Below are 19436 nucleotides of genomic sequence, written 5' to 3' on the forward strand. Positions count from 1 at the left end.
CCTTCGGGCGTACCGTCGAACGGGGAAGGGAGAGAGCATGAGTACGGGGAACAGCGCGGACGAGGCCAACGATCCGCGGGCGCGCTGGCGCAAGCTGCCGCCCGAGCCGGCGCAGTGGATCGAGGAGGTCGACCGGGAGCATTCGGCCGTCGACTTCGGCCCGGCCCATGACCCGGACGGCAAGGCCGCCACCTACGGGGGCACCGCCGGGCCCTGACACGCTCAGGCGTCGGGGGTGGGCCGCCGGTTCTCGAGGTTCTCGATGGCGTCGACGTAGCGCAGCATGAGGCGCGCGAAGTCGAGGCGGTCCCGTTCCGGCCACTCGGCCGTGATGTATTCGAAGGCGGCGCGCTGCTGTCCGCGGAAGCGGGTCATGAACTCCAGGCCCTCGGGGCTGAGCTCGAGGACGGCGCGTCGGCCGTCCAGCTGCGAGGGGACGCGCAGCAGGTAGCCCGCCTTGATGTTGTCGGTGACCATGCGACTCGCCACCGACGGGTCCACGCACATGGCCGCGGCGATCCCGCCGACGGTCATCTCCCCCGGTTCGTCCTGCCCGCAGCCCAGGACCAGGCCCAGTACCAGGGCGCGGGTGGAGTCCTTGGCGCTGATCGGGTTCTCGACCTGCTGCAGGACACCGCGGCGGAGCTTGCCGAAGGCCGGGCCGATGGCATCCAGCAGCTCGTCGGGGGTGCGGTCGTCCGTCGTCATCCCCACATCGTATCTGCATGCGTATCGACATCTGCGTGCATCCATGAACATATGTGTTGACTCGCAACTGTATGCATGACAGCATGCACTTCATGACCATTCTCGTCACCGGCGCTCGCGGCCAGATCGGCCGCGCCGTCCTCAACTCCCTGCACACCCGCGGTCTCCCGGTCCGCGCGGCCAGCAAGGACCCCTCGGCTCTCGACCTCCCCGCGGGGATCGACGCTGTCACTTTGCCCGACGATCTCGAAAACCTCACCGCCGCACTGAAAGACGTGCGCCAGGTCTTCCTCTACGCCAACCCCGCCGCCGCGGACACCTTCGCGCGGGCCGCCGCGGCCGCCGGGGTGGAGCACGTCGTCCTGCTGTCCTCCTCCGCGGTCAATGATCCGAACGCCGCCGACAACCCCATCGGCGCGAACCACCTCGCCGTCGAGAACGCCCTCGCCGCAGCGGATCTCGCCACCACCGTGCTGCGCCCCGGCGGCTTCGACAGCAACGCCTTCGGCTGGATCGCCGCGGTCTCGTCCGGCACGCCGATCGAGCACGCGTACCCCGACGCCGCGCTGGCCATGATCCATCCCCTCGATATCGCCGACATCGCGGTCGCCGCCCTCACCGGCAGCGAATTGCGCGGCCGCACAGTCACTCTCACCGGACCGGAGGCCATCAGCTTCCGTGCGCAGATCGGTCACCTCGCCACGGCCCTCGGCCGCGACATCCCGATCACCACCATCACCCCGGCCGAGGCCGAGGCGCAGATGTCGCGCACCATGCCGCCCTACATCGTGAGCGCCCTGCTGAACATCTGGGCCATCACCACCGACACGCCCGAAGCCCCGGCCGACACCACCGAGACCCTGCTCGGCATCCCCGCCCGGACCTTCGAACAGTGGGCCCGGGAGAACTCGGCCGCCTTCGACCCCGCCTGAACCGGACCCGAACCGCCCGTCCACGACGGAAGCCGGCCGCGCCACGCCGGTCCGATTCCGGCGATATCCGGCGATTTGCCCGGGCGTCGCGGAAACCGACTCCCACCAGGAACACGGCGCGTAGGATCGGACGAATCCCGCAGTCGCCGAACGATCCCGGGGAGTTCAGCATGGCGTCCGCACCATCCAAGATCCCACCGTTGCCGCTCCTGCGCGCCATCACCTGGTTGCGGGACAGCCTGGCCGTCCTGCACCGGCGGCTGGCCCCCGGCCACATCGCGCTATTGGAGCTGGGGACGGCAGGGTACGTCTCCCAGGCCATCTGCGCGGCGGCGGAGCTGGGCATCGCCGACGCGCTGGCCGACGGCCCCAAACCCGCCGCCGACCTGGCCCGCACCCTGAACGTGGACGAGGACGCGCTGGGCCGAATGCTGCGCCTGCTGGTCAGCGCGGGCGTCTTCGACCAGCGCCGGGACGGCAGCTACCAGCTGACCGGTGTCTCGCAGGCGCTGCGCACCGATACCGACGTCACGCTGCGCGATCTGTTCGTCTTCTTCGGCTCCGAACTGCATCGCAAGCATTGGACGCATCTGGCCACCTCGATCCGGACCGGCGGGTCGCTCTGGACCGAGCTGGAGGGCATGGAGTTCTTCGAGTTCACCGAGCAGCACCCCGAGGCCGGGGAGGTCTTCGACCGGGCCATGACCAGCGTCAGCAGCCTGGCCACCGAACCACTGCAGGCCGCCTTCGACTTCGGGCGCTTCGGCTCGATCGTGGACGTCGGCGGCGGCCGGGGCAGCCTGCTCGTCGACATCCTGCAACGCCATCCGTCCATGCGCGGCACCGTGTTCGACCTGCCGCGGGTAGCCGAGGGCCTCGAGGAGCAGTTGCTGGGCCCCGGGCTCACCGGCCGCCTCGCCGTCGAATCCGGCAGTTTCTTCGACGTCGTGCCCAAGGGCGCGGACGCCTACCTGCTCAAGCACATCGTCCACGACTGGAACGACGCCGACGCCGAGCGCATCCTGCGCACCGTCCGCACCGCCATGGAATCCGAAGCGCGGCTGCTGATCATCGAGATGGTGATGCCCGAGCACCACCGCCCGCATCCGGGCAAGGTCATCGACCTGGAGATGCTGATCCAGACCCGCGGCGGCCGGGAACGGACCCAGAACGAATTCGGAAACCTGCTGTCCCGCAGCGGTTTCGTGCTCACCGGGGTCACCACGACCGCCGCCCCGGACTGTGTCATCGAGGCCCGACCGACGATCTGAACGAGGCGCCCGCGGGGCGTGTGCGGCGCAATCCACACGCCCACCGCGGGCTACCTCCTACCGCCCGGATCCGGTGGCGTTTCAGGCGGTACGGCGGATCCGTGGGCCGACAACCCCTGCGGCCCGATCGGTCCAGCCGTCCGCCATCTGCGCCAGCAGGAACCAGGCGGCGTGCACTTGTTCGTCCGACACGTTCTCGGCCGTCCTGAGCAGATGCACGGCGCGCACGTGCGCGGCCGCCATCGCATCCACCACGGCCCCCAGGGATTCGGCCCGCGCTGCACCCCTCCGCAGCGCTCGGCTCGCCACCCACTCGTCGATGAACGTCACCAGCTGAGCGCGTAGCTCGTCGATTCCGCCCACGTCGCCGGAGTGGACCCGGCGTCGCTGCAGATGCAGTTCGGCCAGCGCGCGGGACCAGCGGGTGACCGGGTGGTCCTCGGGCTGATCCCCGATGTGACCACAGAACGCGGCCAGCAGCTCGTGCCAGTCGGGCAGCGGCGGGTCGTATCTGATGTCACGACCGCTCGCCCGCCACAACTGGGTGCTATCAGGTTGGGGTACATACATACCTATACCTCCACGAGCGCTGCGGGCGCACCCGGAGCCGCGGGCGGCCACCGGACCGCGAGCCCGGCGCGGCAAGGGCGGACCGCGCCGGATCCGGGCAACCGCTATCGGCGAAGGGCACATCTCGATGCGGCACCGGGTGCACCTCCAGCATGAACCGATCGCCGGTCCCGCCCACCGCCCTTCCCCCGCCCTCCCACTGCCCCTGCAGTACGAGAACGACCGCCCAGTCTGTACGGTTACTTGCCCTCTCCCCCAGCGTAATTCGCCCGTAACCGACGCTCGACTAAACCTTCACCAGGTCGTCGGCGTGCACCACCGGACGCTGCATGCTGTCGGGCAGCACGGCCGTGGAACGGCCCTTCATCGTCTGCAACTCATCGCTGTCATAGGCCGCCACGCCACGAGCCACCAGCCCGCCGTCCGGCGCGATCAGATCGATCACGTCACCACCGAAGAAATGACCCGTCACCTCGGTGATCCCCGCGGCCAGCAGGGAATGGCGACGCTCGGCCACAGCCGCCACCGCGCCCGCGTCCAGATGCACCGCGCCCCGCGCGTCGGCGGCGTGCCGGACCCAGAACTTGCGGGCCGACAACCGAACCGGGCGCGCCGCGAAGGCCGTGCCCACCGTCGCGCCCGACAGGGCCGCCGCCGCGTCCGACGCGGCAGCCAGCAAGACGGGCACGCCGGCATCGGCGGCCAGCCGCGCGGCCGAGAGCTTCGACGCCATACCACCGGTGCCCAACGCACCACCCGAACCGGCGATCACGCCGTCCAGATCCGCGCTGCTGCGCACCTCGGGAATGAAGTTCGCCGAACCCTTGCGCGGATCACCGTCGTAGAGGCCGTCCACATCCGACAGCAGGATCAGCGCGTCCGCGCCCACCAGATGCGCGACCAGCGCCGCGAGCCGGTCGTTGTCGCCGAACCGGATCTCTTCGGTTGCGACAGTATCGTTCTCGTTCACCACCGCGATGGCGTGCAGCGACCGCAGCCGGTCCAGGGTCCGCTGCGCATTGCGGTGCGGCTCGCGGCGACCGAAGTCGCCCGCGCTCAACAACACCTGCCCGACCACCCGGTCATAGCGGGCGAACGACGTCCCCCACGCGTGCGCCAGCGCCAGCTGACCGACACTCGCGGCGGCCTGCTTGGTGGCGAGATCCTTGGGCCGCTTGGACAATCCGAGCGGGGCCATGCCCGCGCCGATGGCGCCCGAGGACACCACCACCAGGTCCGAACCCGCGCGCATGCGGCCCTCGACGGCGTCGGCCAGCTGATCCAGGCGGCCGGTGTCCAGACCGCCTTCCAGGCTGGTCAGCGCCGACGACCCGATCTTCACCACGACGCTGCGCGCGGACGCGATGGCCCGCCGCGCGCCGCTGAGCCCGTCAGCGCCGAGCTCCGCCGCTCCCTTGGCCTGTGCGCCACTCGAACTCACTTGCACCACACCTCAATTCGCCCGCGATGCCCACGCACCGTCGCACCCGAATTCATTGTCCGCCCGCACCGGCCGCTCGCCTCCTCGCGAACGGCCGCGCGACACTGTATTACTCGTCGTCGGTGACCAGACCACGGCGCACACGCGAGGCGTGCTTGCGCTCGGCCGCGCCGATGCGCTCGGTCTGATCCAGACGCGGGTCCACGCCGCGGCGGGTCATCAAGGTCTCCACGCCCGCGGAAATCGAAGGCTCCCAATCGAAGCAGTAGTCCGCGATGGTCACCGACGCGCCGGGCTCCGCACCCAGCTTGACCAGCTCGTCCTCGACGCCGAGGCGAGCCAGGCGGTCGGCCAGGTAACCCACGGCCTCGTCGTTGTCGAACTGGGTCTGGCGCACCCACCGCTCGGGGCGCTCGCCCACCACGATGAAGCCGCCCTCGACCTCGGGGTCGCGAATCACGCGGAAACCGCTGTCGCCCTTGACGACCGGGCGGATGATCGCGCGCTTCGGCTCGGCCTTCGGATGCGCGGTGCGGTATTCGGCGACCATCTCGGCGAGCGCGAAGGTCAACGGCCGCAGGCCTTCCCGGCTCACCGCCGAGATCTTGAACACCGGCCAGCCGCGCTTCTCGAATTCCGGCAGCACGAACTCGGCCAGCTCGTCGGCATCGGGGATGTCGGCCTTGTTGAGAATCACCACGCGCGGGCGATCGGCCAGATCACCCAGACCGGTGTCACCGGCCAGCGCGGGCTGATACGCGGCCAGCTCGGCCTCCAGCGCGTCCACATCCGACACCGGATCGCGGCCGGGTTCCAGCGTCGCGCAGTCCACCACGTGGGCCAGCACCGCACAACGCTCCAGATGCCGCAGGAAGTCCAGGCCCAGACCGCGGCCCTCGCTCGCGCCCGGAATCAGACCGGGCACATCGGCCACGGTGAAGGTGGTGTCACCCGCGAGCACCACACCGAGATTCGGCACGAGCGTGGTGAACGGGTAGTCCGCGATCTTCGGCTTGGCCGCCGAGAGCACCGACACCAGCGACGACTTGCCGGCCGACGGGAAGCCCACCAGACCGACGTCGGCGACCGACTTCAGCTCCAGAACGACATGGCGCTCCTGGCCGTCCTCGCCGAGCAGCGCGAAACCGGGCGCCTTGCGCGCCTTGGACACCAGCGCCGCGTTGCCCAGCCCGCCGCGACCGCCGCGCGCCGCCACGTACTGGGTGCCCGCACCGGTCAGATCCGCGAGCACCTCGCCGTCGAGGCTCATCACCACGGTGCCGTCCGGCACCTTCAGCAGCAGTCCCTCGCCCTGCTTGCCATTGCGGTTGCTGCCCTCACCGGGCTTGCCGTTGCCGCCCTTGGCATGCGGGTGGAAATGGAAGTCCAGCAGCGTGTGCACGTTCGGGTCGACCTCGAGGATCACGTCCCCGCCATTGCCGCCGTTGCCGCCATCGGGACCACCCAACGGCATGAACTTCTCCCGGCGCACCGAGGCGCAGCCGTGCCCACCCTTGCCCGCGCGCACGTGCAGCTCGACACGGTCGATGAATTTGGACATATCGGTGATCATCCTCCTTCAGGACTTGTCGACTGGATGTGACGCCCCGAGCCTCGGCCAGGAATGCCGGAAGCGGGGCTGTGAACAGCACAGTGTCTGAACAAAGAGAAGCGGGCCAGGGTTACTACAAACCCTGACCCGCTTCGAAAAGCTAGTGGAGCGAACTCCGGTGCGCCGGTCAGGCGTTCACCGGCTCCGGCACCACGATGTTGACGGTCTTGCGACCACGCTTGGTGCCGAACTGCACCGCGCCCGCCTCGAGAGCGAACAGCGTGTCATCGCCGCCACGGCCGACGTTGACGCCGGGGTGGAAGTGCGTGCCGCGCTGGCGAACCAGGATCTCGCCGGCCTTGACGGTCTGACCGCCGAAGCGCTTCACACCGAGCCGCTGGGCATTCGAATCGCGACCATTGCGCGAGCTGGATGCACCCTTTTTATGTGCCATGACTAACTCCTCGTGCAGGGGTGACGAACCCCAAGTCGGATTACTTGATGCCGGTGACCTTCAGGACCGTCAGCTTCTGACGGTGGCCCTGACGCTTGTGGTAGCCGGTCTTGTTCTTGAACTTGTGGATGCGGATCTTCGGGCCCTTGGTCTGTTCGACGACCTCGGCGGACACGGAAACCTTCGCCAGCTTGTCAGCATCGGAGGTCAGCTCGGAGCCGTCAACGACGAGCACCGGCGCCAGCGACACCGCAGTGCCCGGCTCACCCTCGATCTTCTCGACCTTCACCAGGTCACCGACCGCGACCTTGTACTGCTTTCCGCCGGTCTTGACGATTGCGTACGTTGCCATCGGTCGGCTGCCCTTCTTTCTTTACAAGTGCTCGGCACTATGCTCACACGGCCGGCCATCCGATTCGCATCGGGGACCGCCGCAGACTGGTCTGGGGTATTCACCGCCGCCTCGGGCCAGTGGTTCTGCGAACCGAACCGGGCCCACTCACAGCACTAGTCACAACAGAGTGCCGTCGCAGGGGGCAGCGACTGACCAAGACTACAGGACAGGCCTGACCCCGACCAAACCGGGCCGAATCGGGGACTTCCGGCCGGGGACCCAACGACTTCCGGCACGAGAATCCGCACGACACCGCGGCATACGGTGAACTCACCCAGCGGCCCGGAACAAGAGCGGAGTGGCCGCCCAATCCGAGGAATTCGCCATGGCATGGTCGACCGCAGCCGTCATCATCGCCCTGATCATCGCCGTCATGGTGGTGGTCAGCACCTACGTGTCCGCCCGGTACCAGAAGAAGTAGAACGCCCGAACACGCACACGCACGCGCCCGATGGCCTACGCCAGCCCCTGTTGCCCCGCGAAACACAGCGGGCCCCGCCGGGACTCGGCGGGGCCACTGCGTCTTCGCTGGACGGAGACTAGTTCTCGCCCTCCGGCGCACCGGCCGGACGGCCCGCGGCCCGGCGACGCGGGCGGGCCCGCGGCGGCACCACGGCCGGAGCCAGGTCGTCGAGGTTGAAGCCCGGCTTGTCGGCCTGATCACCGCTGGAGAGCACGAACACCGCGCCCTTGCTGTCGGTGGCCGGAGCCGACGCCGTGCGCGCCACCCGGCGACGGGCGGGACGACGACCCGAGGCGACCGGCTCGGCCGCGGCGGCTTCCAGGGCGGCGACCACGGCCACGGCCGCGTGCGCCTCGGCGATCGGCGATTCGATCGCCTCCGGCTCGGATTCGACCACCACGGTGTCCGCGGCGGGCGCGGACTCGGCGGCCTGCGCACCGGATGCGGCCTGCGCCTCCTCCACCAGCTCGGCGGCCTCCGCCGACGCGTCCAGGGCGGCGACCTCGGTCATCGCCGCCGCGGCGGTGCCGTTGGTGAGCGGCGCGCCCTCGACGACGCCGTCCTCATCGGGGTGATCGGCGTGCGCGGCCATGGCCAACGCGACCGGGTGTGCCCGCTTGGTGGCGGCCTTCTCGGCCTTCTCCACCTCGTCCTCGTGCTTCTCGGCCGGCTCCTCGGCCACCGGCTCGACAGCCGGGGCGACCTCGGCGGCGGCCGCGTTGCGGTCCTTGCGACGACGACGCGACCCCTCACGACGGCTCACGCCCTCACCGCCGTCGCCCGCCGGAGCCGAGGACTCGACCGGGTAGTTGTGCACCAGGATGCCGCGGCCGTGGCAGGTCTCACAGGTGGTGGAGAACGCCTCGACCAGGCCGGTGCCCAGCTTCTTGCGGGTCATCTGGACCAGGCCCAGCGAGGTGACCTCGGAGACCTGGTGACGGGTGCGGTCGCGGCCCAGCGCCTCGGTCAGGCGGCGCAGCACCAGATCCCGGTTGGACTCCAGGACCATGTCGATGAAGTCGACCACGATCATGCCGCCGATGTCGCGCAACCGCATCTGGCGCACGATCTCCTCGGCCGCCTCCAGGTTGTTGCGGGTCACCGTCTCCTCGAGGTTGGACCCGCCCGACCCGGTGAACTTGCCGGTGTTGACGTCGACCACGGTCATCGCCTCGGTGCGGTCGATCACCAGGGTGCCGCCCGAGGGCAGCCACACCTTGCGGTCGAGCGCCTTGGCCAACTGCTCGTCGATGCGCAGGCTGCCGAAGACGTCCACCGCGCTGCTGTCGTAGCGCTCGACCCGGGCCAGCATGTCCGGCGCGACGGTACGGACGTAGTTCTCGACCGTCGTCCAGGCGCGCTCGCCCTCGATGACCAGCTTCGAGAAGTCCTCGTTGAACAGGTCGCGGACCACCTTGACCAGCAGGTCCGGCTCCTCGTACAGGGTCTTCGGCGTACCGGAGCCCTGCTTGGACTGGTCCTCGATGGTGCGCCAGGTCGCCTGCAGCCGTTCCACGTCGCGGGCCAGCTCCGGCTCGGAGACGCCCTCCGACGCGGTGCGGATGATGACGCCCGCGTCCTGCGGCACGATGTCGCGCAGGATCTCCTTGAGCCGCTTGCGCTCGGTGTCGGGCAGCTTGCGCGAGATACCGGTCGACGAACCGCCCGGCACGTACACCAGGAAGCGACCGGCCAGGCTGATCTGCGTGGTCAGGCGAGCGCCCTTGTGGCCCACCGGATCCTTCGAGACCTGCACCAGCACGGTGTCACCGGGCTTGAGCGCCTGCTCGATCTTGCGCTCCTTGCCGCCCAGACCGGCGGCCTCCCAGTTCACCTCGCCCGCGTACAGCACGCCGTTGCGACCGCGGCCGATGTCGACGAAGGCGGCCTCCATCGACGGCAGCACGTTCTGCACCTTGCCCAGGTACACATTGCCGACCATGGACGCCGAGCCCGTGGAGGTCACGAAGTGCTCGACCAGGATGTTGTCCTCGAGCACCGCCACCTGGGTGGTGGAGGTCGGGTGGTCGGCGAAGTGCTTCTCGCGCACCACCATCACCCGATCCACCGCCTCGCGGCGGGCCAGGAACTCCGACTCGGTCAGGATCGGCGGGCGGCGGCGGCCGGCCTCGCGACCGTCGCGGCGGCGCTGGCGCTTGGCCTCCAGGCGGGTCGAACCGCTGATGCCCTGCACCTCGTCGACCTGGGCGCGGCGCTTGCTGCGCGGCTCGCGCTCGTGCACGACGGTGTTCGGCGGGTCGTCGTCGGAAACCTCGGGCTCGTTGTCCTCCCCGCCCTTGCGGCGGCGGCGGCGACGGCGGCGACGGCTGCTCGACCCCTCGGGCACGCCCGCGTCGTCGTCCTCGTCGGCGGTGTCGGTCTCGGCGGATTCGGCCGACTCGTCCTCGGTCTCGGACTCCTCGCCGTCCTCGCCGTCGGCGTCACCGTGCTGCTCGCCCCGGCCCCGGCCGCGGCCACGACGGCCCCGGCGACGGCGGCGCGAGGTGCCCTCACGCTGCTCACGATCCTGATCGCCGTCCCAGTCGCCCTCGTCCTCGACGTCCTCGGCGGCGGCCTCCTCGGTGACCGCGGTGTCCTCGGTGACCTTCTCCTCGGCCACCGGCTCCTCGGCGCGCGGCTTGCGCTCGCGGCGCTTGCGGCGGGTCTCCTCGACCGCGGCAGCGTCCGGCGACAGGAACAGCGGCGCCGCGACGACGGCGGACGGCTGGTACTGGACCTGTTCCTCGGCCTGCGCCTCGCTCAGGAAGGGGCTGGCGAACAGGGTGGTCTGCGCGGTGGCGGCCGGGGCGGCGGCCTCGGCCGCCTCCACTTCCTCGGCGGCCAGTTCGTCGGCGGCCCGGTCGTCGTCCGCGGCGATGGCGGCGTCGACGGTGGTCTCGGCGATCGGTTCGGGTCCGGCGGGGGCGGCCTCGACATCACGCGGTCCGAAGGCGTCGCGCACGGTCTCGGCGACGGTCCGGTCCAGACTGGATTGCGGGCTTCTCGCCTGCGCGCCCATCTCGGTCAGGTGGGCCAGAATACGTTTGCTGGTGGTGCCCAGCAGCTTCGCCAGTGCGTGCACTCGGATCCGTTCCGGCAATTGTCCGGCAGCCGGGGTGATCTGAGCGCCCCCTTCACCGTTCACCTGCGATGCGTCCTGCGGCTCTTGATCGGCCACGAAATCTCCTCGGGGCCCCCGGGCGCGTTCCTCTTCAGGAGTGACGCGGCCGACGCGGGGGCACTGTCTTGTTGGCCTCACGCCCGGAGGCGCGAGATCGTAAGTCTTCGCGCCGCGTGGCCCGTTATCACCGGTATCTCGTCGTTCGGGCTAACTGGTCACGTGGCGCCTGGTTGGTTGGCTCAACTCCGTGTCACGAGCGTTCATCCAGCGTGCCTGCCCGGCGGCCGAGTCTTGGAGCCGTCGGCGGCAGCGATGATCGTCCGTCGCTCCGCGGTGTCAATCGAAAGTGAACGATGCCTGCCGCAAACGGCCGGCGTCGGTCACTTCCAGAGCCAGTATCCCACACCGTGCCGGGGCGTCGTGCCCACGCGGCCCGGAGCGGCCTCGCGAGTCTCGCGAGCGGCCGCTGGGTGGCAGGTCCGGGGGCGTGGCCCCGGACCCGGCCGAGGAGGAAGCGGGAGCAAACGCTCCCGGAAGATCAGTGCGCGAACCCGGGGAACCAGATGTCGATCTCGCGCTTGGCGGACTCCGGCGAGTCGGAGCCGTGCACGAGGTTGAACTGGGTCTCGAGGGCGTAGTCGCCGCGGATGCTGCCCGGAACGGCCTTCTCGACCGGGTCGGTGCCGCCGGCGATCTGACGGAAGGCGGCGATGGCGCGCTCACCCTCGAGCACGGCCGCGACGACCGGGCCGGAGGTGATGAACTCGATCAGGGAACCGAAGAACGGACGCTCGGCGTGCTCGGCGTAGTGGACGACCGCCACTTCCTCGGAGACGTTCACGAGCTTCATGGCCGCGAGCTTCAGGCCCTTGCGCTCGATGCGGGTGAGGATCTCCCCGACGAGGCCGCGGGCCACGCCGTCGGGCTTGATGAGTACCAAGGTCTGCTCAGTCACGGATGAACTCTAGCTCCCCCGCCTCTCCGCGACTAAAGCGCACAGCTGAGAGCCATTGCCAGTACCATTCGCGGACCGGCGGTCAGGACCCGGAACAACTCCGGACGTACCCGGCGAGTTACCCCGGGCGCAGCGAAATCAGCTGTCGCCCTGGGGCAACGGTATCTACGCCCCCGACATGCGCTGGCTGGGTAGGGTTCCCGCCTCCATGCGCTTCTTCACGTCCGAGCGCAGGAACAGCACGAAGACCCACACGGCGACGAACACCACACCGATCACCAGGATCGAGATGTGGATGAAGCCGCCCAGCAGCAGAGCCACCTGCAGGGCCAGGTTGAACGGAATGGCCCAGGAGCGGCGCTGCACGCCCGCGCCCAGGAACATGACCACTGCCAGGCCCACCACGTAGAGCACCGACCACCAGCGCAGGCCGCCGCCGACCGCGCTGATCACCGGCAGCGCGAGCAGCACGGTGATGGCCTCCAGGACCAGGGTCCCGGCCATGACGCCGCGCAGGCCCTTCCACGGGTCGGTCGCTGGTTGCGGAACTTCGGGCTTTGGATCATCACTCATTGGAAAACCTCCGTGCGCACCCGAGTTGCGACTTAACATGGTGGTGGCCGCCGGGCGGGCGGCAACGGTCTGTGGAGCTTATGTAAGACCTCATGGGAGAGCACTCCTGGCGGGCTGTCGGCGATGAAGCAGAAAACCCTGACCGCGAGGTCAGGAATCCCCGCACAAACGACGGGGAGGACGTCAAGCGGGATCCTTTCCGAAAAGAGAGCGGGCTGCACCCGCGGTGACCACCGACCCGGTGATCACAACGCCCGCACCGGATATCGTGCCATCGCCTTCGCCGCCCTCGGCGAGGGCGATGGCGGTTTCGATGGCGTCGGCCAGGTCGTGGGCGACCGCCACGCGTTCGTCGCCGAAGCGCTGGACCGCGAGGTTGGCCAGGTCGTCGACGGGCAGGGCGCGCGGGGAGCCGTTCTCGGTGACGACGATCTCGTCGAAGACCGGTTCCAGGGCGTCGAGGATGCCGCCGGCGTCCTTGTCGCCCAGCACCGCGATCACGCCGACCAGTTTGCGGAAGTCGAATTCACTGGTGAGGGTCGCGGCCAGCGCCTTGGCGCCGTGCGGGTTGTGGGCGGCGTCGACGAAGATGGTGGGCGCGCTGCGCATGCGCTCCATCCGGCCGGGGCTGACGCAGCTCGCGAATCCGGCTCGCACGGCATCGATATCGAGTTGACGGGACGCGCCCGCGCCGAAGAACGCCTCGACCGCGGCCAGGGCCAGCACCGCGTTGCGGGCCTGGTGTTCGCCGTGCATGGGCAGGAAGATCTCGTCGTACACGCCGCCGAGGCCCTGCAATTCGAGCATCTGCCCGCCGATGGCGATCCGGCGCGACAGCACCTGGAACTCCGAGCCCTCGCGCGCCACCGCGGCGTCGACCTCGACGGCCCGGCGTAGCAGGACGTCCATGACCTCGGGTTCCTGCTGGGCGATGACGGCGACGGTGTCGCGCGGGGACAGTTCGTCCTCGGGGGCCTTCTTGATGATCCCGGCCTTCTCCCCCGCGATGGAGGTGAGATCGGGGCCGAGGAATTCGGTGTGGTCGAGACCGATGGGAGTGATGACGGCGACCTGGCCGTCGATCACATTGGTGGCGTCCCAGCGACCGCCCAGCCCGGTCTCCACCACGGCCACGTCGACCGGCGCTTCGGCGAAGGCCGCGTAGGCCATCCCGGTGAGCACCTCGAACTTCGACATGGCCGGGCCGCCTGCGGCTTTGGACTGGGCGTCGATCATCTCGATGTACGGCAGCAGCTCCCGGTACACCTCCACGTAGCGCCCGGGCGTGATGGGCGCGTTGTCGATGGCGATGCGCTCGGTCGCCAGCTGCAGGTGCGGGCTGGTGATCCGGCCGGTGCGCCGGTGCAGCGCGGTGAGCAGCGAGTCGATCATGCGGGTGACCGAGGTCTTGCCGTTGGTGCCCGCGATGTGGATGGCCGGATAGGACTGCTGGGGCGAGCCCAGCAGGTCCATCAGCGTCGCGATCCGGGACAACGACGGCTCGATCTTGGTCTCCGGCCAGCGCTGGTCGAGTTCGGCCTCGACCAGCGCCATTTCGGCGAGATCCACCGGGGAGGTGCCGTGGGTCAGCGAGCCTTCCCCGTACTGGCGCTCCGGTTCGTCGTTCACTTGGCGGCCAGCTTGGCGATCTCGGCGAGACGGGCGGTGACGCGCTCGACGTCGCCCTCGGCGATCTCCTTGCGCGCCTTGATCTTCGCGACCACCTCGTCGGGGGCCTTGGCCAGGAAGGCCTCGTTGCCGAGCTTGCCGTTGGTGCCGGCGAGCTCCTTCTGGGCGGCGGCGAGGTCCTTCTCCAGGCGGCGGCGCTCGGCGTCGAGGTCGACGGTGCCGGAGGTGTCGATCTCGACGGTCACGGTGGCGGCGGACAGGCGCACCTCCAGCGACGCGGTGGCGGCGAAGTCGTCACCGGCGGCGGTGAGCTTGGCCAGGTTGGCGATGCCGGCTTCCTGGGCGCGCAGGTCGGCGGTGTCGATGCCGATCAGCGTGGCCGCCACCTTCTGGCTGTCGGCCAGGCCCTGGTCGGCGCGGAAGCGGCGGATCTCGGTGATCAGCTTCTGGGTGTCGGCGACGCGGCGGGCGGCCGCGGCGTCGGCGGTCGCGCCGGAGACGGCCGGCCAGGAGGAGATGACGATGGACTCGCCCTCCGCGCCGTCGGTGAGGGCCTGCCACAGGGTCTCGGTGACGAAGGGGACGGCCGGGTGCAGCAGGCGCAGCACGGCGTCGAGGACGGTGCCGAGCACGACGCGGGTGCTGGCGGCGCGCTCCTCGGAGTCGGCGAACTGGACCTTCGCCAATTCCAGGTACCAGCTGCAGAATTCGTCCCACGCGAAGTGGTAGAGCCCTTCGAGGGCCTTGCTGAACTCGTAGCGGTCCAGGGCGCCGTCGACCTCGGCGATGACCTCGTCGAGGCGGTCCAGGATCCACAGGTCGCTGTCGGTGAGGGTGTCGCGGGCGGGCAGTTCGCCCGGCTGCGCACCGTTCATGAGCGCGAACTTGGTGGCGTTGAACAGCTTGGTGATGAAGCTGCGCGAGGCGGTGACGTGCGCGGTGCCGACCGAGAGGTCGCCGCCGGGCTGGGCGCCGCGGGCCAGGGTGAAGCGGGTGGCGTCGGCGCCGTACTCCTCGATCCAGTCCAGCGGGTCGATGCCGTTACCGCGCGACTTCGACATCTTCTTGCCGTGTTCGTCGCGAATCAGGCCGTGCAGGAACACATCCTGGAACGGGACCTGCATGGCGTCCTTGCCCGCGGTCAGCACCGGATCGTCGGAGACGAACATGCCGAACATCATCATCCGGGCGACCCAGAAGAAGAGGATGTCGTAGCCAGTGACCAGCACGCTGGTCGGATAGAACTTGCGCAGTTCCTCGGTGGAGTCGGGCCAGCCCATGGTGGAGAAGGGCCACAGGCCCGAGGAGAACCAGGTGTCGAGCACGTCCGGGTCCTGGACGTAGCCCTCGGGGGCCTGCTCGTCGGGGCCGACGCAGACGATCTCGCCCTCGGGGCCGTACCAGATCGGGATGCGGTGGCCCCACCACAGCTGACGGGAGATGTTCCAGTCGTGCATATTGTCGACCCACTCGAACCAGCGCGGTTCCTGGCTGGCCGGGTGGATCTTCACGTCGCCGTTGCGGACCGCGTCGCCGGCGGCCTTGGCGATGCCCTCGACCTTGACCCACCACTGCATGGACAGGCGGGGTTCGATGGGTTCGCCGGAGCGCTCGGAGTGGCCGACCTGGTGGATGTAGGGGTACTTGCGGCCGACCACGCGGCCCTCCGACTCGAGCCGCTCGCGGATCTTGACCCGGGCCTCGAAGCGGTCCATGCCGTCGAATTCGGTTCCGCTGTCGGCGATCTTGCCGGTGATGTCCATGATGGTCGGCATGGGCAGGTTGTGGCGCAGGCCGAGCTCGAAGTCGTTGGGGTCGTGCGCCGGGGTGATCTTGACCGCGCCGGAACCGAATTCGGGGTCCACGTAGTCGTCGGCCACGATCGGGATCTGGCGGCCGGTGATCGGGTGGTAGACGGTGGTGCCGATGAGGGCCTGGTAGCGCTCGTCGTCGGGGTGCACCGCGACGGCGGTGTCGCCGAGCATGGTCTCCACGCGGGTGGTGGCGACGATCACGTGCGGCTCGTCGTCGTTCAGGGAGCCGTAGCGCAGGGAAACGAGCTCGCCCTCGACCTCCTTGTGGTCCACCTCGAGGTCGGAGATGCCGGTCTTCAGCACCGGCGACCAGTTCACCAGGCGCTCGGCGCGGTAGATGAGGCCCGCGTCGTAGAGCCGCTTGAAGATGGTCTGCACGGCGCGGGACAGCCCGTCGTCCATGGTGAAGCGGTCGCGGCTCCAGTCGACGCCGTCGCCGAGGCGGCGCATCTGGCCCTGGATCTGGCCGCCGGATTCGCGCTTCCAGTCCCAGACCTTGTCGACGAACAGTTCGCGGCCGAAGTCTTCCTTGGTCTTGCCGTCGACGGCGAGCTGCTTCTCCACCACGGTCTGGGTGGCGATGCCGGCGTGGTCCATGCCGGGCAGCCACAGCACCTCGAAGCCCTGCATGCGCTTGCGGCGGGTCAGCAGGTCCATGAGGGTGTGGTCGAGGGCGTGGCCCATGTGCAGGGTGCCGGTGACGTTCGGCGGGGGAAGCACGATCGAGTACGCGGGCTTGGCGCTGCCCGGGTCGGCGGTGAAGTAACCGGCGCCTACCCAGCGCTCGTACAGGTCGGCCTCGACGTCGCTGGGGTTCCAGCTCTTGGGGAGGGCATCGGCACGATTACGCGGGTTCTCAGAGGCTGCGCTGGTCACCGTGTGATTCTAAGGGCTGGGATTATCGCCCAACGACCGGGTTTTTCCCAGGGGTGATTTTGGATAGCCGAAGGGCGGGGCTCTCGGTGGATGAGGGACACCGAAAGCCCCGCCCTCGATGGCCAGCCTACCGCCGTTTCGGCGCATTCCCCCGGATCCTTGGCCAATTCTCAGGTTCTGAGCCAAATGGGCCAGGGTAGACCAGGTTTCGTTGCATTCACGTTGTGTCGGACACATTGTTCCCGCGTCGTGACCGGAGTCGTGTCCGTGTCGTCACACAACCCTTTCGAGGCAACCGACCGGTAGCCTGAAATCCATGAATCCGATTGTCACACGGTTGATGTCGACGGTCGCCGGCCAGCTGGGCCACCCCAGCGGCACCCTCGGCAAGGTGGTCGCCCGCATGCTCAACCGAGGCAACCGCCCCCTGATCGAGGCCGCGGTCACCGCCGCCGAGGTCACCCCCACCGACGCGGCCGCCGATATCGGCTTCGGCGGCGGCATCGGCCTCACCCTGCTCCTGGGCCGAGTCGGCACCACCGGCACCGTGACCGGCGTCGAGCTCTCCGCGGACATGCTGTCCCGGGCTCGCGCCGAGTACTCGGCCGACGTGTCCTCCAAGCGATTGCGCCTGGTCGAGGGATCGCTGACCCAACTCCCCCTGGCCGACGACTCGCTGGACGCCGTGATCACCTGCAACACCATCTATTTCGTTCCCGAGCTGGACGCGGCCTGCGCCGAGCTGGCTCGCGTCCTGAAGCCCAAGGGCCGCTTGGTGATCGGCATCGGCGACCCGGACGCGATGGCGAAAATGCCGTTCACCCCTTACGGATTCACGCTACGCCCGATCGCCGAGGTCCGTGCCGCGCTGGAGCGGGCCGGCCTCACGGTCGATCAGCGCGAGGTCACCAACAGGCCGATGACCGGCTACCTGCTCATCGCCCGCCCGGCCTGAATACCGCATGGCTCAGAGGACCAGCAAGCCCAGCGCGCCGAGCTCCATCTGAGACCGTCTGACGGCCGAGCCAGGGCAAGCGCGAGGCGGCGGCACGAAAGTACTCCCGACTCAGTCGTCGTAGTGACCGCCGACCTGCACGACCGCGATCTCAGTGTCGGTGACGTAATAGATGAGTCGGTGTTCCTGCGTGATGCGCCGGGACCAGTGGCCGGCCAGATGGTGACGTAGGGGCTCAGGTTTGCCGATGCCCGTGAAAGGGTCGGCCAGGATGGCGGCGATCAATCGGTTGGCGGCCTTCAATATCTGGCGATCACGAGTCAGCCAGGATTCGTAACTGCGCCACCCTTGGGCAGTGAAGGTCAGCTTGCGCTCGGGCACGGGTCACGCTCCCGCTTCGTCGAGAGCCTCCTGTAGTTCGCCGACTAGGTTGCGGATGCGTTCACGCGTGGCGCCTTTGTTGATCAGCTCCGACAGCAGGCGGTGAATCGTCGCGATCTCCTCCTGCTCGGCCGCAGCGTCCCCGACCGGAACGAGGTTGGATTCGTCGTCGGGTTCGATGAGGGCGTGCGCACTCGTGCGGCCCGCCCGAGCATCAGCCGCGGACTTCAACAGTGCGACGCCACCGTGGGTCTGCAGCACAAAAAGGGTCTCCATGAGGGAGTTCCAATCGGCCTCAGCAACGAGGACTGCGTTCTCGCCGGTCTTGGTGACCACGGTGAGGGTGTCGTGGTCGTCATTGACCTGCTTGACCAGCCCGAACAGATTCTCGCGGACTTTCGATATAGGCAGCGACGGCATTGGACACCCCTCACCTGGGAACGTTGCAGACCAAGGATACAACGCAGTCGTACGACATGTCGTACAGCTTTGAATCAGGGGCCCGAGGCAGCCACGTGAGCAATACGATGACAGGCCGCAATCGCATTACGCGTGGTACAGCTTGGATGCGAGGACCCCGAGAGTGGCCGCGTGGTGATCACGTGGCTCGGTCACCGGCGAATTGCCCAGACCTGGCGCCTCTTTCAGCCTCGCCACCCCGGTGACCAGGCCATTTACCAGCGACACCCGAGCCTTGTCGGCGGCATCGGCCAGGGCTCGCAGGTCGGCGACCTGGTCGTCGACGGCCCGCATGGCGGCACCGATCCGGCGTTGTTCAGCAATGGGCGGCAGGGTGACGGTCAGATTGCCGAGGGCCTGCTTGCTCAGCGTCGGGACGACAGAGCCGGTGGTGGCAGCGAGGATGTCAGCTTTGCCGCGGGTGCTGGACAGCCAGGCGAGCAGGTAGTCCGGGTCGGTTCGCGTGATGTCGCGAACTCGGAGTCGAATGAGGTTGTTGCCCATCAGCATTCGGCCTGGGCTACCAGTGACGATGGCCGGGTCGGTTTGCGCGCTGCGGACCACCAGGATGTCCCCGGGTTCGAGCCGATATCTGGTGAGCCGGTCGGCGGTGTCGCGGCCGACGACGTGCGCCGCGTCACCGTTTCGCCTGCTAATCGGGGAGCACCATGGCCGACGATCGGTCAGGATTGATCGAAGGCACCCGCTTGCACGGCGGCGGTGAAGGTGTCCCAGGCGGGGCCGGGGAAGAGGAGAGTCGGGCCGTGCGGGGCCTGCTTGGAGTCGCGGATACCGACCTGACCGCCCGGCAGGTGTGCGGCTTCGACGCATTCTGCGGCGCGGGTCGGGGACCTGGAATATTTGGGGTGCGCCATGATCGAGGTCATC

The 19436-nt window shown here is 68.9% G+C and carries 19 protein-coding genes; 4 read left to right on the forward strand and 15 right to left on the reverse strand.

The annotated features are described in order from the left end of the window. Positions 1–37: 37 nt before the first annotated feature. Complete coding sequence (locus ACFV4K_RS08025; protein WP_379273023.1) at positions 38–217, forward strand: hypothetical protein; 180 nt, start codon at positions 38–40, stop codon at positions 215–217. A 5-nt stretch (positions 218–222) separates the two neighbouring features. Here ACFV4K_RS08025 and ACFV4K_RS08030 read toward each other — a convergent pair whose 3' ends face one another. Beyond that, a complete protein-coding gene (locus ACFV4K_RS08030; RefSeq protein ID WP_379273025.1) occupies positions 223–708 on the reverse strand; it encodes a MarR family winged helix-turn-helix transcriptional regulator in 486 nt (161 codons plus the stop codon). Between the two features lie 92 nt (positions 709–800). Here ACFV4K_RS08030 and ACFV4K_RS08035 point away from each other — a divergent pair, with 92 nt between their 5' ends. Further along, entirely contained in the window at positions 801–1640 is an 840-nt protein-coding gene (locus ACFV4K_RS08035; RefSeq protein WP_379273026.1) for an SDR family oxidoreductase, read from the forward strand. A 170-nt stretch (positions 1641–1810) separates the two neighbouring features. Further along, positions 1811–2911 (forward strand): methyltransferase, encoded by a 1101-nt coding sequence (locus tag ACFV4K_RS08040; RefSeq protein ID WP_379273027.1) that lies wholly within the window; start codon positions 1811–1813, stop codon positions 2909–2911. 81 nt (positions 2912–2992) lie between these two features. Here the strand turns inward: ACFV4K_RS08040 and ACFV4K_RS08045 are convergent, their stop codons facing one another. From ACFV4K_RS08045 to ACFV4K_RS08090, 10 genes are all read right to left on the reverse strand, one after another. Next, positions 2993–3481: a DUF4254 domain-containing protein gene (locus ACFV4K_RS08045; RefSeq protein WP_379273029.1), complete on the reverse strand. Its 489-nt coding sequence runs from the start codon at positions 3479–3481 to the stop codon at positions 2993–2995. Between the two features lie 286 nt (positions 3482–3767). Beyond that, positions 3768–4847 (reverse strand): glutamate 5-kinase, encoded by a 1080-nt coding sequence (gene proB / locus ACFV4K_RS08050; protein WP_357090723.1) that lies wholly within the window; start codon positions 4845–4847, stop codon positions 3768–3770. Positions 4848–5031: 184 nt separating this feature from the next. Next, a complete protein-coding gene (obgE, locus tag ACFV4K_RS08055; protein WP_379273031.1) occupies positions 5032–6483 on the reverse strand; it encodes a GTPase ObgE in 1452 nt (483 codons plus the stop codon). Between the two features lie 178 nt (positions 6484–6661). Beyond that, positions 6662–6928, reverse strand: a complete 267-nt coding sequence (gene rpmA, locus ACFV4K_RS08060) for a 50S ribosomal protein L27 (protein ID WP_040806195.1) — start codon at positions 6926–6928, stop codon at positions 6662–6664. Positions 6929–6968: 40 nt separating this feature from the next. Beyond that, entirely contained in the window at positions 6969–7280 is a 312-nt protein-coding gene (gene rplU / locus ACFV4K_RS08065; RefSeq protein WP_357090204.1) for a 50S ribosomal protein L21, read from the reverse strand. Positions 7281–7861: 581 nt separating this feature from the next. Beyond that, complete coding sequence (locus ACFV4K_RS08070; RefSeq protein ID WP_379273033.1) at positions 7862–10963, reverse strand: translation initiation factor IF-2 N-terminal domain-containing protein; 3102 nt, start codon at positions 10961–10963, stop codon at positions 7862–7864. A gap of 481 nt (positions 10964–11444) precedes the next feature. Continuing rightward, on the reverse strand, positions 11445–11861 hold the full coding sequence (gene ndk, locus ACFV4K_RS08075; RefSeq protein WP_357279780.1) for a nucleoside-diphosphate kinase: 417 nt from the start codon (positions 11859–11861) through the stop codon (positions 11445–11447). Positions 11862–12026: 165 nt separating this feature from the next. After that, a complete protein-coding gene (locus tag ACFV4K_RS08080) occupies positions 12027–12434 on the reverse strand; it encodes a DUF4233 domain-containing protein (RefSeq protein ID WP_357279783.1) in 408 nt (135 codons plus the stop codon). Between the two features lie 183 nt (positions 12435–12617). Continuing rightward, entirely contained in the window at positions 12618–13988 is a 1371-nt protein-coding gene (locus tag ACFV4K_RS08085; RefSeq protein ID WP_379273067.1) for a bifunctional folylpolyglutamate synthase/dihydrofolate synthase, read from the reverse strand. 71 nt (positions 13989–14059) lie between these two features. Further along, positions 14060–16753, reverse strand: a complete 2694-nt coding sequence (locus ACFV4K_RS08090) for a valine--tRNA ligase (protein WP_379273035.1) — start codon at positions 16751–16753, stop codon at positions 14060–14062. A 316-nt stretch (positions 16754–17069) separates the two neighbouring features. On the opposite strand from ACFV4K_RS08090, the gene ACFV4K_RS08095 reads away from it, so the two are divergent. After that, positions 17070–17708, forward strand: coding sequence for a class I SAM-dependent methyltransferase (locus tag ACFV4K_RS08095; protein WP_379273037.1), 639 nt, complete (start codon positions 17070–17072; stop codon positions 17706–17708). Positions 17709–17819: 111 nt separating this feature from the next. Here ACFV4K_RS08095 and ACFV4K_RS08100 read toward each other — a convergent pair whose 3' ends face one another. The 4 genes from ACFV4K_RS08100 to ACFV4K_RS08115 form a co-directional block, all read right to left on the reverse strand. Continuing rightward, positions 17820–18089, reverse strand: a complete 270-nt coding sequence (locus tag ACFV4K_RS08100; RefSeq protein ID WP_379273039.1) for a Txe/YoeB family addiction module toxin — start codon at positions 18087–18089, stop codon at positions 17820–17822. Positions 18090–18092: 3 nt separating this feature from the next. After that, positions 18093–18509, reverse strand: a complete 417-nt coding sequence (locus ACFV4K_RS08105; protein ID WP_379273041.1) for a type II toxin-antitoxin system Phd/YefM family antitoxin — start codon at positions 18507–18509, stop codon at positions 18093–18095. A gap of 126 nt (positions 18510–18635) precedes the next feature. Beyond that, positions 18636–19283, reverse strand: a complete 648-nt coding sequence (locus tag ACFV4K_RS08110) for a restriction endonuclease subunit S (RefSeq protein WP_379273069.1) — start codon at positions 19281–19283, stop codon at positions 18636–18638. Beyond that, positions 19232–19435: a DUF397 domain-containing protein gene (locus ACFV4K_RS08115; protein ID WP_379273071.1), complete on the reverse strand. Its 204-nt coding sequence runs from the start codon at positions 19433–19435 to the stop codon at positions 19232–19234. The genes ACFV4K_RS08110 and ACFV4K_RS08115 overlap by 52 nt, the downstream gene beginning before the upstream one ends. Position 19436: the final 1 nt, after the last annotated feature.

Source organism: Nocardia sp. NPDC059764 (assembly GCF_042732555.1).
Taxonomy (GTDB): Bacteria; Actinomycetota; Actinomycetes; order Mycobacteriales; family Mycobacteriaceae; genus Nocardia.

Coding starts and splice junctions, on each gene's coding strand:
- ACFV4K_RS08105 (WP_379273041.1), bottom strand. CDS start 18,509: ATGCCGTCGCTGCCTATATCGAAAGTCCGCGAGAATCTGTTCGGGCTG.
- ACFV4K_RS08025 (WP_379273023.1), top strand. CDS start 38: ATGAGTACGGGGAACAGCGCGGACGAGGCCAACGATCCGCGGGCGCGC.
- rpmA (WP_040806195.1), bottom strand. CDS start 6,928: ATGGCACATAAAAAGGGTGCATCCAGCTCGCGCAATGGTCGCGATTCG.
- ACFV4K_RS08115 (WP_379273071.1), bottom strand. CDS start 19,435: ATGACCTCGATCATGGCGCACCCCAAATATTCCAGGTCCCCGACCCGC.
- ACFV4K_RS08040 (WP_379273027.1), top strand. CDS start 1,811: ATGGCGTCCGCACCATCCAAGATCCCACCGTTGCCGCTCCTGCGCGCC.
- ACFV4K_RS08045 (WP_379273029.1), bottom strand. CDS start 3,481: ATGTATGTACCCCAACCTGATAGCACCCAGTTGTGGCGGGCGAGCGGT.
- ACFV4K_RS08030 (WP_379273025.1), bottom strand. CDS start 708: ATGACGACGGACGACCGCACCCCCGACGAGCTGCTGGATGCCATCGGC.
- ACFV4K_RS08095 (WP_379273037.1), top strand. CDS start 17,070: ATGAATCCGATTGTCACACGGTTGATGTCGACGGTCGCCGGCCAGCTG.
- ACFV4K_RS08085 (WP_379273067.1), bottom strand. CDS start 13,988: ATGGCGCTGGTCGAGGCCGAACTCGACCAGCGCTGGCCGGAGACCAAG.
- rplU (WP_357090204.1), bottom strand. CDS start 7,280: ATGGCAACGTACGCAATCGTCAAGACCGGCGGAAAGCAGTACAAGGTC.
- ACFV4K_RS08080 (WP_357279783.1), bottom strand. CDS start 12,434: ATGAGTGATGATCCAAAGCCCGAAGTTCCGCAACCAGCGACCGACCCG.
- ACFV4K_RS08035 (WP_379273026.1), top strand. CDS start 801: ATGACCATTCTCGTCACCGGCGCTCGCGGCCAGATCGGCCGCGCCGTC.
- obgE (WP_379273031.1), bottom strand. CDS start 6,483: ATGTCCAAATTCATCGACCGTGTCGAGCTGCACGTGCGCGCGGGCAAG.